Here is a 16,627-nt window from a genome sequence, read left to right as displayed (position 1 = left end):
CCTAGTCAGCGGGGAGGCTCGGGCGGTCTCAGGCGGTCCAGTCGAGAATGATCTTGCCGCAGCGGCCGCTGGCCGCGTCGTCGAAGGCGGCCTCGTAGTCGGAGGCGGCGTAGCGGCCGGTGATGACGGGGCTGAGGTCGAGGCCGCCCTCCAGCAGGACGGACATCGCGTACCAGGTCTCGAACATCTCGCGGCCGTAGATGCCCTTGATGGTGATCATCGAGGTGACGACGGAGGCCCAGTCGACCGGGAACTGCTCGGCGGGCAGGCCGAGCATGGCGATCTTCCCGCCGTGGGTCATGTTGGCGATCATCGACTGGAGGGCCTCGGGGCGGCCGGACATCTCCAGGCCGACGTCGAAGCCCTCGCGCAGGCCGAGCTTCTGCTGGCCCTCCTCGATGGTGTGTTCGGCGACGTTCAGGGCGAGCGTGACGCCGACCTCGCGGGCCAGGTCGAGCCGGTAGGGGGAGACGTCGGTGATCATCACGTTGCGGGCGCCGGCGTGCTTGGCGACGGCGGCGGCCATGATGCCGATCGGGCCGGCGCCGGTGATCAGGACGTCCTCGCCGACCAGCGGGAAGGACAGGGCGGTGTGCACGGCGTTGCCGAAGGGGTCGAAGATCGCGGCGACGTCGAGGTCGACGGGGACGCGGTGCACCCAGACGTTGGAGGCGGGCAGCGCGACGTACTCGGCGAAGGCGCCGTCGCGGCCGACGCCGAGGCCGACGGTGTTGCGGCAGAGGTGGCGGCGGCCGGCCAGGCAGTTGCGGCACTTGCCGCAGACCAGGTGGCCCTCGCCGCTGACGAGGTCGCCGACCGCGATGTCCGCGACGGCCGCGCCGATCTCGGCGACCTCGCCGACGAACTCGTGGCCGAGGACGAGCGGGGTCCGGATGGTCTGCTGCGCCCAGCCGTCCCAGTTGCGGATGTGCAGGTCGGTGCCGCAGATGCCGGTGCGCAACACCTTGATCAGCACCTCGCCGGGGCCGATGGCAGGCTTCGGGACGTCCATCAGCCAGAGTCCGGGCTCGGCCTTCTGCTTGACGAGTGCCTTCACTGCGGCGGCTCCTGACGCACGAGGGGGGCGGCCTGGTGTGGGCAGGCCGGCGGGGCCCGGCGGGGTGGCGAATCCTGCCTCCTCGTACCGGGCACGGAGCAATCTGCCTGGTGGGAGCGGGTGCGGTCCATCGAGGAATTCTTAAGGGCCGCCACAGCTGGGCTAAACGATCGTGCCCGAGCAGCGCCGGGCGGCCTTCGCGGCGTGCCGGTGGCCACCCTTTCGGCGGAGCGTGCGGAGCGTGCCAGTCGGGCGGGGCGGGCGGAGCGTGCGTGCCGGGTGTGGCGGACGTGCGGGCCAGGTGTGGGACCGGCCGGGTTCAGTTCCTGCGGTTGCTGATCGCCTGGGTGAGCGCCGCCGCGGCCGCCAGGCATCCGGTGGCGACGACGAGCAGGCCTGCGGTGGAGGCCAGCAGGTCGGCCGCGCGGGGGGTGGTGGTGAGGCGGGTGAGCAGCGGGTTCACCGGGGGCAGGCCCTTGGCCACCATCAGCGTCAGCAGCAGCACCAGGGCGAGCAGCAGTGCGTGGCCCGGCCGCCGGAAGACCAGGCGGGAGCAGACCAGGCCGACGGCGATGCCGGTGAGGGCGCAGGTGAGCTGGGCTTCGACGCCGAGCAGCAGGTCGGCGCCGGTCGGCCGGTGGCTGCCGGTCAGCAGGGGGATGCCGAGGCCGAGGGCGGTGAGCGGCAGGCACCAGAGGGCGGCGGCGCAGACCGAGCCGAGCAGGACGCGGCGTGAGTCGCCGGCGTTGACGACGACGACGGCGTGGTGGGACCGGTCCTCCAGTCCGATCTGGGCGATGGTGAGCCAGGTGGAGCTGAGCAGCATGATGCCGGCCGCCGAGCCGTAGGTGGCGGTCAGCGGTCCGTTGTCGCTGCTGGTGAGCACGGTGAGGAGGACGAGGAAGAGCAGCACCGGCGCGAGGTAGCGCTGGGAGAGCAGCATCGTGGTGAACAGGTACCGGACCAGTGCGCTCACCGGGCCGCCTTCCTCGACGTGCCGCCCTGGGCGTCGGTGAGGCCGCCGGCCGGGGTGAGACCGTCGACGGACCAGTGGTGCCGGAGTGCGGTCAGCAGGACGGCGTCCGAGTGCCGCCGTTCGACCCGGACCACCAGGGAGTCGCCGTGGCGGGCGGCGTCGAGCACGCCGGGGAGGGTGGACCAGTCCGGTCCGGCCGGGGTGGCGCCGGTGCCGGTGGAGCGGGTGCTGAGGACGATCTCGGCGACGGCGGTCTCGTCCGCGGTGTGCCGGTCGCCGCCGCGGGGGGTCACCCGGCCCTCGCTGATCGCGTAGGCGCCGGTGGCGTGACTCCTGGTGATCGCCTCGCGGTGGTCGGTGAAGACGACGGCCCCGCCCTCGGCGGCCACCTCGTCGATGAGTTCGCCGAGCACGCCGTGGGCGGAGGCGTCCAGGCCGGACCAGGGTCCGTCGAGGACGAGGAGTCCGGGCCGGACGAGCAGGGCCTGGGCGAGGGCGACCTTCTGGGCGTTGCCCTTGGAGAGGGTGCGCAGCGGTGACCGTGGTCCGCCGACCAGTGCGAGGCGGTCGATCAGCAGGTCGGCCCGGTCGCGGGCGGCGGCGGTGGGCAGGCCGCGGATGCGGCCCATGTGGGTCAGGTAGGAGCGCACGGTGATGCGGTCGTCGGCGGTGAAGCGGTCCGGCACGTAGCCGGTCTCCCGGGGGCGGCCGGTGATGCGGCCGGAGGAGGGGCGGGAGAGTCCGGCCAGGAGCCTCAGCAGGGTGGACTTGCCGGAGCCGTTGCCGCCGAGGACGGCGAGGACGTCACCGGCGGTGATGTGCAGGTCGACGTCGTGGAGGATCCACCGCGCCGCACCGTAGCGCTTGCTCACTGCCTCGCATCGCAACAAGTCGGCTCCCGTTGGCGTCCGTTGACCCTCCGCACCCTACTGCGCCGTGTCGGGGGCGGGGTGTCGTGGTGCCGGGCGGGGCGGTGGTGGAGGCTCGTCCGTTCGGGCCGGCGATGCGGTGGCGGGCGGTGGGGTGGGGGCGGTGCGTCCGTTCGGGTCAGCGGGGCGGCGGCCCGGCGCGCGGGCCGGGCGGGGCGCACATACGGTGGCGATCGCTCCCCCACGGCCTCGTGGAGCGCTGCTCCGGGGCCGTCCGCCGCAGAGAGGCGTCTCGACCATGAGCTCGACCGTGACGAAGACCCGACGACGGACGTTACCCGCGGTGCGCCGCCGCTCCCGCTCGCGGACGGCCACGGCGGCGCTGGCCCTGGCCACTGTGCTGGCCGCCGCCGGCTGCTCGGGCGGGGAGGCGTCCGGGCCGTCGGCCGCCGGTGCGGTCACCGCCGTTCCGGCCGCGCTCAGCCCCTCGGCTAGCGGCCCGTCCTCGGCCGGCGGTACGCCGAGTGTGTCGGGCTCGGCGAGTGCGTCGGGCTCGGCGAGTGCGTCGGGCTCGGCGAGTGCGTCGGGCTCGGCGGGTGCGTCGGGCGGCGCCGTGGTGCGGCTCACGCCGGACGTCACCGCCCGGATGGACGCCGCGGTGCAGCGGGTGCTGAGCCAGACCTCCGTCCCCGGGGTCATGGTGGGCCTGACCACCCCCGACGGCAGCTACCTCAAGGCCTTCGGCGTCTCCGACAAGATCGCCGGTACTCCGATGGTGACCGGCCTGAACATGCGGATCGGCAGCGAGACCAAGACCTTCACGGTCACCGGACTGCTGCGGCTGGTCGACCAGGGCAGGGCCGGCCTGGACGACCCGGTCACCAAGTACGTCCCGGACGTGCCCGGTGGCGACGCGATCACCCTGCGCCTGCTGGCCGACATGCGCAGCGGCCTGTTCTCGTACACCGCGGACCCGGATTTCGTGCAGGCCTTCCTCACCGACCCGGCCCGGGTCTTCACGCCGCAGCAGCTGCTGGCGTACGCGTTCCAGCACCCCGCGGACTTCGCGCCGGGCACCCAGTTCGAGTACTCCAACACCAACACGGTGCTGCTCGGCCTGGTGATCGAGAAGATCAGCGGGCAGCCGCTGGGCAGCTTCCTGAAGCAGCAGGTGTTCGACCCGGCCGGGCTGGGGCGGACGGTCTTCCCGGCCGACGCGTCGTTCCCGCAGCCGCACGCCCGCGGGTACACCAACCAGACGCCCAGTGGCGCGGTCGAGGACGCCACCGACTGGAACCCGTCCTGGGCGTGGGCGGCGGGCGCGGCCATTTCGGACCTGGCCGACCTGCAGAAGTGGGCGAAGGTGCTGGCCACCGGCACGCTGCTCAACCCGGCGACCCAGGCCGAGCGGCTGATGACCCTACCGACGGGGGCACCCGGCCTCGGCTACGGGCTGGGGTTGTTCGTCAACCACGGATGGGTCGGGCACAACGGCTCGCTGCCGGGCTACCAGAGCGTGACGGTCTACCTGCCGTCGGCGCAGGCGACGCTGGTGGTGCTGCTGAACAGCGATGTACCGTACCGGGGTTCGGAGCCGTCGACGCTCTTCGCGCAGGCGGTCACCGAGATCGTCTCGCCGGGGAACGTCTACTCCTTCCCGGCGGCTCCGGAGAGCACCTCGACCGCGCCCGCGGCGCCTGAGTCTGCGCTGGAGCCGGCGGCGGCCTGATCCCGCGGCGGCTTGACCCCGCGGCGGCTTGACCCCGCGGCGGCTTGACCCCGCGGCGGCTTGACCCCGCGATGGCTTGAGCCCGCGCGCTGCGGGGCGGTGAAGCGGGCCTGCCACCGGTCGGGCGGCCGGGCCGGCTTCGTGCCAGCAGTTTTGGCGGTGCGTCAGATCCCGAGCACCCGGGAGAGGTCGTAGGAGACCGGCTCCTCCAGCTGCGCGTAGGTGCAGCTCTCCGGGGTGCGGTCCGGGCGCCAACGGCGGAACTGTGCGGTGTGCCGGAAGCGCGTCCCCTCCATGTGGTCGTACGCCACCTCGACCACCCGCTCGGGGCGCAGCGCCACCCAGGAGAGGTCCTTGCCGCCGGTCCAGCGGCTGACCGCGCCGGGCAGCCGGGCGTCGGTGTGTGCGGCCTCGTCGGCCCAGCCGCCCCACGGGTGGGCGGAGGTGTCGTCCATCCGCAACGGGGCCAGTTCCTCGGCGAGTTCGCGCCGGCGGGCCATCGGGAAGGCGGCGCAGACGCCGACGTGCTGGAGCCGGCCCTCGGCGTCGTTGATGCCGAGCAGCAGGGAGCCGACCACCGGGCCGCTCTTGTGCTCGCGGTAGCCGGCGACCACGCAGTCGGCGGTGCGCTCGTGCTTGATCTTGAACATGGTCCGCTCCCCCGGCCGGTAGGGCTGGTCCAGCGGTTTGGCCACCACGCCGTCGAGTCCGGCGCCCTCGTACTCGGCGAACCAGCTCTGGGCCAGGTCGCGGTCGGTGGAGGCGGGGGCGGTGAAGACGGGGTCGCCGGCGTCGGCGAGGGCCGCCTCCAGGGCGGGGCGGCGCACGGAGAGCGGTTCGTCCAGCAGCGAGGCGTCGCCGAGGGCGAGCAGGTCGAAGGCGACGAAGGAGGCGGGGGTGCGCGCGGCCAGCATCGTGACGCGGCTGGCGGCGGGGTGGATCCGTTCCAGCAGTTCCTCGAAGCGCAGCCGCCCCTCGCGGGCGATCACCACCTCGCCGTCCAGGACGCAGCGTGGTGGCAGATCACGTCTCAGCGCCTCGACCACTTCGGGGAAGTACCTGGTCAGCGGCTTGCCGGTGCGGCTGCCGAGCTCGACCTCGTCGCCGTCGCGGAAGACGACGGTGCGGAAGCCGTCCCATTTGGCCTCGTACTGCATCCCGGGCGGGATCTTGGCGACGGACTTGGCGAGCATCGGTGCCAGCGGCGGCATCACGGGCAGGTCCATGGCTCCGATCCTCGCGCCAACCGTTCCGGGGCGCGCGCCGGGCGGGGCGCGCTTAGCGTGAGAGGCATGGGCTCAGCCGTGGAACTGGATGTCGCCGGGCGCAGCGTCCGGCTGTCGAACCCGGACAAGGTGTACTACCCGGAGCGCGGGTTCACGAAGTTGGACGTCGCGCAGTACTACCTGGCGGTGGCGGACGGGGTGCTGCGCGGGTTGCGGGACCGGCCGACGACGCTGCAGCGATTCCCGGACGGGGTGGAGGGCGAGTTCTTCTACCAGAAGCGGGCGCCGAAGGGCCTGCCGGAGTGGCTGCCGACGGCGCGGATCAGCTTCCCGAGCGGGCGGTCGGCGGACGAGATCTGCCCGAGCGAGCCGGCGGCGGTGCTCTGGGCGGCCAATCTGGGCTGTCTGACCTTCCACCCGTGGCCGGTGCGGCGCGGCGACACCGACCACCTGGACGAGCTGCGGATCGATCTCGACCCGCAGCCGGGGACCGATTTCCACGACGCGGTGCGGGCGGCGCACGAGTTGCGGGCGCTGCTGGAGGAGTTCGGGCTGCGCGGCTGGCCGAAGACCTCGGGCGGGCGCGGGTTGCACGTGTACGTGCCGCTGGAGCCGGAGTGGACGTTCACCGACGGGCGGCATGCGGTGATCGCGCTGGGCCGGGTGCTGGAGCAGCGGCTGCCGGGCCGGGTGACCACGGCCTGGTGGAAGGAGGAGCGCGGCGAGCGGATCTTCGTGGACTACAACCAGATGGCACGGGACCGGACCATCGCCTCCGCGTACTCGCTGCGCGCGCGACCGCGGGCGACGGCGTCGGCGCCGCTGCGCTGGGAGGAGCTGGACGACGCCGCGCCGGAGGACTTCGACCTGCGGACGCTGCCGCCGCGGTTCGCCGAAGTCGGGGACCTGCAGGCGGAGATGGACGACCGGGCGTACCGGCTGGACGGGCTGCTGGAGCTGTACGAGCGGCAGCTGCGGGACGAGGGCATGGGTGAGCTGCCGTACCCGCCGGACCATCCGAAGGCGGCGGGCGAGCCGACCAGGGTGCAGCCGAGCCGGGCGAAGAAGACATGATCACGAGCGGAGTGTGATCACGTAGGCTGGCGCTCTCGGGAGACAGTCGGGGCACGGGAGGGGTTTCGGGGTGGGCGAGCGCGGAGTGCGGGAGATCCTGGCGGACGCGGCGGGCGGGGTGTTCCCGCCGTCGGACGGGACGGTGACGGTGGTGCCGCAGCCGTCGCCGCGGGAGGCCGGGGTGTTGTCGTTCGCGGCGCACGCGGTGGTGTTCACCGACGAGGACCCGGCCTGGGTGCACGCCGTGCTGGCCGCCGTGCCGAGCGACCCGCTGGCCGCGCCGCTGTGCCCGCCGTTCCTGACCGCGTTCGCCGAGCGGACGGGGCGGGTGGTCAACAACATCGACCTGCTGACGGTGGCCGGCCGGCTGTCCGGTGAGCCGCCGCTGGCGCTGGAGGAGGTCGCGGACCGGGAGCACCCCCGGGTGGTCCGGGCGCTGCGCTACCGGGAGGACGTGCGGGTGTTCACCGTGGACGGCGGGGTGGTGGTCCTGGGCCGCGGGGTGGCCGGGCGGTGGGAGTGCGCGGTCGAGGTGGATCCGCGGGCGCGCGGGCGCGGCCTGGGGCGGGCACTGGCGGTGAGCGCCCGGCACCTGCTCCCGGAGGGCGAGTGGATCTGGGCGCAGCAGGCGCCGGGCAACGCGACGAGTGTGCGGGCGTTCCAGGCGGCCGGGTACCGGCCAGTCGGCGCGGAGACGCTGCTGGTGCTGGGGCGGCCGTGAGTGACCTGCCGGAGGTGCCCGCGGAGGTGCGGGCCCGGCTGGCGGTGCGGTTCGGGCCGGCCGCGCAGGAGTGGTGCGCCGGGCTGCCGTCGCTGGTGACGGAGCTGACCGGGCGGTGGGGGCTGACCGTGCTGTCGGCGGGCGCGCCTGGTGCCGGGCGACCGTGGTGATCGTCGCCGCCCCGCGGATGGCGGCCGGGCGTCGGGACGCGGAGACGGCGTTCCTGGCGGAGCTGGCCGGGATCTGAGGCCGCCGGGCCCGCCGATGGGTCCGGCCCCGTGCCCGCCGGGCCCGCCGATGGGTCCGGCCCCGTGCCCGCCGGGCCGCTCAGAGCTCCGGCCGACGCTCAGCGTGCCGCGAGGGCGCCGAGGAAGAAGGCGAACGCCCCGACCAGGAGGATGCCGGTGGCGACCCCGAAGGCCGTCACCAGCCACGTCCACGGGAGCAGCGGGCGCAGCAGCCGGGCGGCCAGGCAGGCGCCGAGGGCGACCGCGGCCAGGGCGAGGTGGAGCATGCTGAGCCAGAACAGCACTCCCGCCGTGCCCGCCAGGCGGCACACGCCGTCGTCGCAGGAGACGCGGACCCTGGCGTGGGTCTCCACCTTCCAGTCGATGCGAGCGTGCTCGTTGGGGATGCCGCCGTCGTCGGGGTAGAACGTGCCCCGGCAGTCGCCGCTCTCGGCGGCGACGGCTTCGGCGGTGTCGGTGCGCAGGCACCGGTCGGCGACCAGTGCGCCGGGGGTGCCGGAGAACCCGGCCGCGTACCCGAGCCCCTCCCCCGCCACGGCCGTGCCCCAGCCGCCGGCCCCGAGCAGCGCCAGCACTGCGGCGGCGATCGTGAGCGCCTTGACGAGCGCGCGCCGAATGTCCGGATCCATTCCTGCCCCTGTCCGTCGCTCCCGTTGCTGGGACGCGCGCCCGGGCCGCGCGGTTCGGCGCCGGGGGCCGGTACCGTCCGCGCGTTCGAGCCGCCGGAGCCACGTTCGTGCCGCCGCCGCGAAGCCGCCGGTCGGGCCATCGGGCCGTCGGGTGGTCGGGCGGGGCGAGTGGCCCGCGCCGCCCTCCCCCCGGGGGTACGGGAGGGGCGGGCGCGGGAGGGGCGGGTGCGCGGCGGCGGGCGCGGCTGTGGTCAGGCGGTGCGGGCGCCCTCCGGGGCGAGGGAGGCGATGATCCTTACCGCGTCGGAGATCTGAGTGTTCGTCAGGTCGCCGCGGGCGGTGAGCCGGAGGCGGGAGATGCCGTCCGGGACGGAGGGCGGGCGGAAGCAGCCGACGGCGAGGCCGGCCCGGCGGCAGTCGGCGGCCCAGGCGACGGCGGCCTCCGGGCCGGGTGCGCGCACCGACACGACGGCCGCGTCCGGGGTGGAGGCGTGCAGGCCGGCCGCGGCGAGCCGGTCGGCGAGGGTGCGGGCCACCTCGCGGGCCCGCTCGGCGCGGTGCGGCTCGCCGCGCAGCAGGCGCAGCGCGCCGAGGGCGGCGCCGGCGGCCGCGGGGGCGAGGCCGGTGTCGAAGATGAAGGTGCGGGCGGTCTCGGTGAGGTGGCGGATCACGCGGCGCGGGCCGAGGACGGCGCCGCCCTGCGAGCCGAGCGACTTGGAGAGGGTGACGGTGGCGACGGTGTCGGGCTCGCCGGCGAGGCCGGCGGCGGCCAGGGCGCCGCTGCCTCCGGGGCCGAGGACGCCGAGCCCGTGTGCGTCGTCCACGAGCAGGGCGGCGCCGAACGCGCGGGCGGCGAGGGAGAGTTCGGGCAGCGGGGCGGCGTTGCCGTCGACCGAGAAGACGGAGTCGGTGACCACCAGCGCCCGGCGGTGGGTGCGTTCGGCGAGCGCGGAGCGGACGGCGCCCGGGTCGCTGTGGGGGGCGCGGTGGACGTCACCGCGGGCGAGCCGGCAGCCGTCGATCAGCGAGGCGTGGTTGTAGGCGTCGGAGACGATCAGGGTGTCCGGGTCGGTGAGCGCGGTCAGCGCGGCCAGGTTGGCGGTGTAGCCGGAGGAGAACACCAGGGCCGCCTCCACGCCGCAGAACTCGGCCAGCTCGCCTTCGAGTTCGGTGTGCAGGGCGGTGGTGCCGGTGACCAGCCGGGAGCCGGTGGCGCCGCCGCCCCAGCGCAGGGCGGCGTCGGCGGCGGCCCGGGTGACGGCCGGGTGGCGGGTGAGGCCGAGGTAGTCGTTGCCGGCGAGGTCGAGGACCGGGTCCTCCGCGGGGCGGCTGCGCAGCGTCCGGGTGAGGCCGGCGCGGGAGCGCAACTCGGCCGTCTCGTCGAGCCAGTCGAAGACGGCGCCCGGCGCGGGGGCGCCGTCCGGGGCTGCGAGGACGGGCGGTTCGGGCACTGTGCGATGGGCCATGGTCGGCACTCTGGCACGGCGGGCGCGGGGCGGGCAATGTGCGACGCGGCACACGGTCGCCACGCCATTCACGACTGATTAACCTGGAATTCATCCAGAGATTGCTTCCGATTCACTTCCATCGCCGGATTTTCGCCAAGACCCTCAAGTCTTTGCCAAGGATTTTCAGCCATCTGTTCGATCGGTTACGCTCCCCCAGCGATCTGACACGGGGGGATTACTACAGATGGCAGACCTGGAATTCGAGCGGCGCATGAATCCCTGGCTGTTCGACAGCTCGGGAAACCTGACCGCGGACGCGAAGAAGCAGTTCCCGGACCTGGCCGCGGCGGCCGCCGGCACCACGGCCCCGGTCACCGTACCGGCGAGCGGCGGCGGCCAGACCGTCACGACCAACCCCGGCATGATCCGGCAGGCCGGGAACAACGCCGCCGCCCTCCAGGGCTCCGTCCGCACCGAATGCGGCCAGCCCTGGGAACACGTCAACAGTGCGGTCACCTCGCTGATGGGATTCAGCCTCTGTGCCGGGCTGAACAACGCGTGGAGCGTCTGGCAGGGCCAGACCCACACCCTGGAGCAGGCCATCGGCACGATCAGCCAGAACCTGCACACCACCGCGCAGAACTACGAGGCGACCGAGGCCTCGATCCAGAGCCAGTTCGCGCAGAAGCACGACTGAGGACCCGGGGGAAGACCAGACCACCATGGTGACGTTCAGCCAGCTCCAGCACCTCGACCTCGCCTCGCTCAACGCGGCGGCCGGCGACTTCGAGGCCATGGTCCGCAAGTGGGACCTCTCGACCAAGATGCAGAACGAGGTCATCGGCCCCGTCCAGCAGTCCAACTGGCACGGCCCCAGCGCCGAGCCCGCGCTCGCCTCGCTCACCCGCACCCGCGACCAGATCCACGCCGCCTTCGAGGAGGCCTCCGCCATCGCGCGCACCCTGCGCGAGGCGCACGACGAGTTCGCGGCCGCCAAGAAGGACCTCCAGACCGCCGTCCAGCACGCCACCGACAAGGGCCTCACGGTCGACGCCGAGGGCAGCGTGCACTGGCCGCCGGCCACCGACCCGGCCGACAAGAAGGACCCGGACTACGCCAAGGGCCAGCAGGACAACGCCCAGGCCGCCGCCGAGGAGATCGGCAAGGCCCTCGACCGCGCCAACGAGGCCGACACCGCGGCCACCGCCGCGCTGGCCGGCGACACCGGCGCCGACAGCAGCACCTTCAACAGCAACCCGGTCGGCAGCCTCGCCGAGGCCGAGGCCAAGCAGGCCTCGCAGATCCTCGGCCTCGGCTCCAAGGCCACCGACGCCCAGCTCGCCCAGCTCCAGACGCTGCTCCAGCACCACTCCGGCGACTCGCGGTTCGCCGCCGCGTTCTACGGCGGACAAGACCCTGCCACCTTCCTCGCGTCCTACGGCGCGATGGCGCAGAGCGGCGACTTCAGCGACAGCCCGGCCCGCAAGGCAGCCGTCAAGGGCATCCAGGACGGCCTGGGCCTCACCCTGGCCACCGCCACCGACAGCCACAAGCAGCCGCACGTCTCCGACGACTGGGAGCAGCGCCTGCGCAAGGCCGGCGGCGAGCAGATCCCGCTGGACCCCCGGGCCAACCCGAAGGCCAGCCCGTACGGGTACCAGATCCTCGGCAACATCCTGCGGCACGGCGACTACGACGCCCACTTCATCAACCCGATCGCCGAGCACGTCACCCAGCTGACCAACGAGAACCCGGGCCGCTGGGACGCGGTGGCGGCGATGCACGGCTCGCCGTTCCAGGAGTTCCAGTTCACCGGCGTCCCGGACGAGAAGGGCAACGTCCACGGGTTCAACCCGATGTCGTCCGTCCTGGAGGCACTCGGCCACAGCCCCGAGGCGGCCACCAAGTTCTTCACCGACCCGCCGACCACGTACAACCCGGACGGCTCGGTGAAGAGCCACGGCGGCGAGAACAAGTACTTCGACATGCTCACCGACGGCGGCGAACGCTCGCTGCTGCGCGACATGCCCTACCCGCTGCGCCCCAACCCGGGCACCGCGCAGCCCTTCGAGGTGGGCGCCCTCGGCCACGCCCTGGAGGCGGCCGCCACCGGGCGGGCCTACGACGACGAGAAGGGCGCACTACCTCCGCACACCAAGGAGATGGGCGTCGTCATGCAGCAGAGCGTCCACAAGTTCGGCGACAAGGACGCGGCGGGCCTCCTGTACGGGGACGACGCGCTGTTCGGTGAACTCAACGGCAGCCTCGCCCACATGACCGGCGCCTACATGGGCGACGTCCAGCACGCCCTCGACGGCTCGAGCGTCAAGCTGCCCGTCTCCGGCGTCCCCACCGAGCTCGGCAAGGACGACGTGCAGCGGCTCGTCGTCACGCTCGGCCGCAATCCCGACGCCTACGGCTCGATCGCCACCGCGCAGCAGGCGTACACCACCGCCGTGATCGACGACGTGATCGCCCACCGGGCCGACCACGGCGACCTCACCGCGGCCATCCAGAACGTCTCCCGGCCGGGCGGCGAGATCACCGGTCTGCTCACCAGCGCGATGGTCGACGAGGTCTACAACAAGCACGCCGCCGAGGACGCCGAGTATAACGAGGCCGTCGCCACGAAGCGGGAGTGGGCGGGGACGATCTGGGAGATGACCGGTGGCAAGGCCCTGGAGGAACGCGCACCCGTCGCGGGCCCCATGGTCAACGAGGTCGTCAACCAGATCATGGACGGCGTCGCGGACAGCTACCACGTGGACTCCCACAACCAGGCGACCAACGAGGCCCTGGAGGCGTACAACAAGGCCGTCACCGGCGCCCAGGGCTCCGTGGAGCAGGCCATCCGCGACGCGGCCGCCAGGGAGGGCATGGACCCGAAGTACATCAACGACCTCGCCCCCAGCGCGGCGGGCAAGATCAAGGACGGCTACGGCAGCGGCCGCGACACCTACGAGGTGATCCAGCATGCCTGACGCGTCGCAGGACTCCGCTCCCGCGGCCCGCCGACGGTTCCCCCGGTGGCAGGCGGGCACGGCGGCCGCCGTCGTCCTGGTGCTGGCCGCCGCCGGGCTCTGGCAGTGGAAACCCTGGCAGTCGGTGGACCTGCCGCAGAGCGCCTGCTGGGGGCTGCTCACCCGCGAGCAGGTCCGCCCCCTGGTCGGGGACGACGGGAAGGGCACCGAGTGGTCCACCGGCGGCGACCTGTCCGGGAAGACCCCCGACGTGACGTGCGCGGTCGTCTGGCAGCCCAAGGGCGGCGTGGCCGCCGTACAGGTCGAGGTCCGGCAGGAGGACGAGAGCGGCCACCGGTCCAGCGTGGAGGACCTGGCGGGGAAGGCCTCCGGTGGCGGGGCCGGGAAGCTCGACTTCGGCGACGGGACCGACGCCTGGCTGCGTCTCGGCTTCTTCCCCACCGTCCTGTTCCGCTGCGACGGCGCGGGGCAGAGCCGGCCCGGCGCCGTCTATCGCCGCATCGACATCAGCGGCGACCTCACCCTGTCCGGGCTGTCGGACCGCAAGCGGGCGCAGGCCTACGTCGACCTCGCGCACCGGACCGCCGTGGAGATCGTCCGCCGGGAGGGGTGCACCGGCGTGCACCTCGCCGACCGGGCGCCCGCGGTGCCGGCGCCGGCGAGCTGACCGGTCCCGGTGACCGGCCGCGCACCCATCACCTCCGCCACGGCCCGGCGGCCCCGGCCGGGACCGGCCCGGGGCGGGACCGGCCCGGGGCGGGCCCGGGGCGGGCGGGGGCGGCGGCGCAGCGGCGCAGGGGCGACGGGCCGGGCAGCGCCGGCGGCGCAGGGGCGACGGGCCGGGCAGCGCCGGCGGCGCAGGGGCGACGGGCCGGGCAGCGCCGGCGGCGCAGGGGCGGCGGGCCGGTGACCGGGGAGGGCCGCCCGGTGGGTGCCCCGCCCGCCGTTCCCGGGCGGTGGGGGACGACGGGCTTTGCCCGGGGCGGACGCGAGCAGGCAAGATAGCCGGGTGACCCTCCTTGACCTGATGCCGAAGCCCGCCACTCCCGACGCCCTGTACGAAACGTTCGCCGCCTGGGCGGAGGAGCGCGGCATCACCCTGTACCCGGCGCAGGAGGAGGCGCTCATCGAGCTGGTGTCGGGGAACAACGTGATCCTGGCGACGCCGACCGGCTCCGGCAAGAGCCTGGTGGCGGCGGGCGCGCACTTCGCCGCGCTGGCGGAGGGCAAGCGGACGTTCTACACGGCCCCGATCAAGGCGCTGGTGTCGGAGAAGTTCTTCGACCTGTGCAAGATGTTCGGCACCGAGCAGGTCGGCATGATGACCGGCGACGCGAGCGTGAACCCGACCGCTCCCATCATCTGCTGCACCGCCGAGGTGCTGGCGCAGATCGCGCTGCGGGACGGGGCACGGGCCGACATCGGCCAGGTGGTGATGGACGAGTTCCACTTCTACGCGGAGCCGGACCGCGGCTGGGCCTGGCAGATCCCGCTGCTGGAGCTGCCGCAGGTGCAGTTCCTGCTGATGTCGGCGACGCTCGGCGACGTCCGCCGCTTCGAAGAGGACCTCACCCGGCGCACCGGCCGGCCGACCACCGTCGTCCGCTCCGCCACCCGGCCCGTGCCGCTGTTCTACGAGTACCGCCGCACCACCATGCACGACACGCTTGAGGAGCTGCTGAAGACGGGTCAGGCGCCCGTCTACGTCGTGCACTTCACACAGAAGGAGGCGGTGGAGCGGGCGCAGTCGCTGATGAGCATCAACATGTGCTCGAAGGCGGAGAAGGACGCCATCGCCGACCTCATCGGCGGCTTCCGCTTCACCACCAAGTTCGGCCGCAACCTGTCCCGGTTCGTGCGGCACGGCATCGGCGTGCACCACGCCGGCATGCTGCCCAAGTACCGCCGGCTGGTCGAACGCCTCGCCCAGGCGGGCCTGTTGAAGGTGATCTGCGGGACGGACACGCTCGGCGTGGGCGTCAACGTGCCGATCCGCACGGTGCTGTTCACCGCGCTGTCCAAGTACGACGGCGTGCGGGTGCGCGTCCTGCGGGCCCGGGAGTTCCACCAGATCGCGGGCCGCGCCGGCCGGGCCGGGTTCGACACCGTGGGGCAGGTCGTCGCGCAGGCGCCGGAGCACGTCATCGAGAACGACAAGGCCGTCGCCAAGGCGGGCGACGACCCGAAGAAGAAGCGCAAGATCGTCCGGAAGAAGGCGCCGGAGGGCTTCGTCGGCTGGTCCGAGGAGACCTTCGAGCGGCTGATCGCCGCCGACCCCGAGCCGCTGGTCTCGCGCTTCAAGGTGAGCCACGCGATGCTGCTGTCGGTCATCGGCCGGCCCGGCAACGCCTTCGAGGCGATGCGCAAGCTGCTCACCGACAACCACGAGGACCGTGCCGCCCAGCGCCGGCACATCCGCACCACCATCGCCATCTACCGCTCGCTGCTGGAGGGCGGCGTGGTGGAGCGGCTGCCGGAGCCGGACGCCGAGGGCCGGATCGTCCGCCTCACCCTGGACCTCCAGGAGAACTTCGCGCTCAACCAGCCGCTCTCCACCTTCGCGCTGGCCTCCTTCGAGCTGCTCGACCCGACCTCGCCCTCCTACGCGATGGACGTCGTCTCCGTGGTCGAGGCGACCCTCGACGACCCGCGCCAGATCCTCGCCTCGCAGCAGAACAAGGCACGCGGCGACGCCATCGGCGAGATGAAGCGCGACGGCATCGAGTACGAGGAGCGGATGGAGCGGCTCCAGGAGATCACCTACCCGAAGCCGCTGGAGGAGCTGCTCACCCACGCCTACGAGGTGTACCGCCGGGCGCACCCGTGGATCGGCGACCACGAGCTGCGGCCGAAGTCCGTCGTCCGCGACCTGTACGAGCGGGCGATGACCTTCTCGGACTACGTCGGCCACTACGAACTGGCCCGCACCGAGGGCATCGTGCTGCGCTACCTGGCGGGCGCGTACAAGGCGCTGGAGCAGACCGTCCCCGAGGACGTCAAGACCGACGACCTCAAGGACGTCATCGCCTGGCTCGGCGAGCTGGTCCGCCAGGTCGACTCCAGCCTGCTGGACGAGTGGGAGCAGCTGGCCAACCCGACGGAGCCGCAGGCCGCCGAGGTCACCCTGGACGACAAGCCGGCGCCGGTGACGGCCAACGCGCGGGCGTTCCGGGTGCTGGTGCGCAACGAGATGTTCCGCCGGGTCGAGCTGGCGGCGCTGGAGCACTACGACGAGCTGGGCTCGCTGGACGGCGAGTACGGCTGGGACGCGGACCGCTGGGCGGACGCGCTGGACGGGTACTGGGAGGAGTACGACGACCTCGGTACCGGCCCGGACGCGCGCGGCCCGAAGATGCTGCTGATCGAGGAGGAGGACTCCTCCTGGAAGGTCCGGCAGATCTTCGACGACCCGGCGGGCGACCACGACTGGGGCATCAGCGCCGAGGTCGACCTGTACGGCTCGGACGAGGAGGGCCGGGCGGTGCTGCGGGTCACTGCCGTGGACCGGCTGGGCGGCTGAGGCCTCGTCGGCCGGCGAACGTGAGAAAGCCGGGGGTCCACCGTGCGGTGGGCCCCCGGCTTCGTCACGTCCGGGCTGAGCGGCTTGCGGCGGGGTGCCTTCCGGCGGGACGGCTCCCGGCAGGACGGCTCCCGGTGAGGTGTCTTCCG

General features: G+C 73.4%; 14 protein-coding genes. 8 read left to right on the top strand and 6 right to left on the bottom strand.

Features of this window, described 5'->3' with window-relative positions:
* Positions 1-28: 28 nt before the first annotated feature.
* The 3 genes from tdh to ACZ3YO_RS23575 form a co-directional block, all read right to left on the bottom strand.
* A complete protein-coding gene (gene tdh / locus ACZ3YO_RS23585) occupies positions 29-1,057 on the bottom strand; it encodes an L-threonine 3-dehydrogenase (protein WP_465547568.1) in 1,029 nt (342 codons plus the stop codon).
* 319 nt (positions 1,058-1,376) lie between these two features.
* Positions 1,377-2,033 carry a hypothetical protein gene (locus ACZ3YO_RS23580; RefSeq protein ID WP_465572521.1) on the bottom strand — a complete coding sequence of 219 codons (657 nt, stop codon included), beginning with the start codon at positions 2,031-2,033 and terminating at the stop codon, positions 1,377-1,379.
* On the bottom strand, positions 2,030-2,905 hold the full coding sequence (locus tag ACZ3YO_RS23575) for an ATP-binding cassette domain-containing protein (protein WP_465572519.1): 876 nt from the start codon (positions 2,903-2,905) through the stop codon (positions 2,030-2,032). Before ACZ3YO_RS23575 ends, ACZ3YO_RS23580 begins: the two co-directional genes overlap by 4 nt.
* A gap of 295 nt (positions 2,906-3,200) precedes the next feature.
* Here ACZ3YO_RS23575 and ACZ3YO_RS23570 point away from each other — a divergent pair, with 295 nt between their 5' ends.
* On the top strand, positions 3,201-4,631 hold the full coding sequence (locus ACZ3YO_RS23570) for a serine hydrolase domain-containing protein (RefSeq protein ID WP_465572516.1): 1,431 nt from the start codon (positions 3,201-3,203) through the stop codon (positions 4,629-4,631).
* Between the two features lie 164 nt (positions 4,632-4,795).
* Here ACZ3YO_RS23570 and ACZ3YO_RS23565 read toward each other — a convergent pair whose 3' ends face one another.
* Positions 4,796-5,857 carry an ATP-dependent DNA ligase gene (locus ACZ3YO_RS23565; protein WP_465572513.1) on the bottom strand — a complete coding sequence of 354 codons (1,062 nt, stop codon included), beginning with the start codon at positions 5,855-5,857 and terminating at the stop codon, positions 4,796-4,798.
* 66 nt (positions 5,858-5,923) lie between these two features.
* Here ACZ3YO_RS23565 and ligD point away from each other — a divergent pair, with 66 nt between their 5' ends.
* The 3 genes from ligD to ACZ3YO_RS23550 all read left to right on the top strand — a co-directional run bounded on the left by ligD (position 5,924) and on the right by ACZ3YO_RS23550 (position 7,822).
* Entirely contained in the window at positions 5,924-6,931 is a 1,008-nt protein-coding gene (gene ligD, locus ACZ3YO_RS23560; protein WP_405358789.1) for a non-homologous end-joining DNA ligase, read from the top strand.
* Positions 6,932-7,001: 70 nt separating this feature from the next.
* Positions 7,002-7,652, top strand: coding sequence for a GNAT family N-acetyltransferase (locus tag ACZ3YO_RS23555; RefSeq protein WP_465572509.1), 651 nt, complete (start codon positions 7,002-7,004; stop codon positions 7,650-7,652).
* The gene (locus ACZ3YO_RS23550) at positions 7,649-7,822 is read left to right on the top strand and encodes a hypothetical protein (RefSeq protein WP_465572506.1); all 174 of its coding nucleotides are present in this window, start codon (positions 7,649-7,651) and stop codon (positions 7,820-7,822) included. Before ACZ3YO_RS23555 ends, ACZ3YO_RS23550 begins: the two co-directional genes overlap by 4 nt.
* A gap of 176 nt (positions 7,823-7,998) precedes the next feature.
* On the opposite strand, the gene ACZ3YO_RS23545 is transcribed toward ACZ3YO_RS23550, so the two are convergent.
* Positions 7,999-8,529 carry a hypothetical protein gene (locus tag ACZ3YO_RS23545; RefSeq protein WP_465572504.1) on the bottom strand — a complete coding sequence of 177 codons (531 nt, stop codon included), beginning with the start codon at positions 8,527-8,529 and terminating at the stop codon, positions 7,999-8,001.
* Between the two features lie 251 nt (positions 8,530-8,780).
* A complete protein-coding gene (locus ACZ3YO_RS23540) occupies positions 8,781-9,995 on the bottom strand; it encodes an 8-amino-7-oxononanoate synthase (protein WP_465572502.1) in 1,215 nt (404 codons plus the stop codon).
* Between the two features lie 226 nt (positions 9,996-10,221).
* Here ACZ3YO_RS23540 and ACZ3YO_RS23535 point away from each other — a divergent pair, with 226 nt between their 5' ends.
* The 4 genes from ACZ3YO_RS23535 to ACZ3YO_RS23520 all read left to right on the top strand — a co-directional run bounded on the left by ACZ3YO_RS23535 (position 10,222) and on the right by ACZ3YO_RS23520 (position 16,478).
* Complete coding sequence (locus ACZ3YO_RS23535; RefSeq protein WP_465547578.1) at positions 10,222-10,674, top strand: WXG100 family type VII secretion target; 453 nt, start codon at positions 10,222-10,224, stop codon at positions 10,672-10,674.
* A 25-nt stretch (positions 10,675-10,699) separates the two neighbouring features.
* Complete coding sequence (locus ACZ3YO_RS23530) at positions 10,700-12,958, top strand: hypothetical protein (protein WP_465572500.1); 2,259 nt, start codon at positions 10,700-10,702, stop codon at positions 12,956-12,958.
* The gene (locus ACZ3YO_RS23525) at positions 12,951-13,625 is read left to right on the top strand and encodes a hypothetical protein (RefSeq protein ID WP_465572498.1); all 675 of its coding nucleotides are present in this window, start codon (positions 12,951-12,953) and stop codon (positions 13,623-13,625) included. The genes ACZ3YO_RS23530 and ACZ3YO_RS23525 overlap by 8 nt, the downstream gene beginning before the upstream one ends.
* A gap of 360 nt (positions 13,626-13,985) precedes the next feature.
* Positions 13,986-16,478, top strand: a complete 2,493-nt coding sequence (locus tag ACZ3YO_RS23520) for a DEAD/DEAH box helicase (RefSeq protein WP_465572795.1) — start codon at positions 13,986-13,988, stop codon at positions 16,476-16,478.
* The last annotated feature ends 149 nt before the right edge of the window (positions 16,479-16,627 follow it).

It is taken from the genome of Kitasatospora sp. NPDC022785, assembly GCF_055561295.1.
This window is presented reverse-complemented; position numbering and strand designations above follow the sequence as displayed.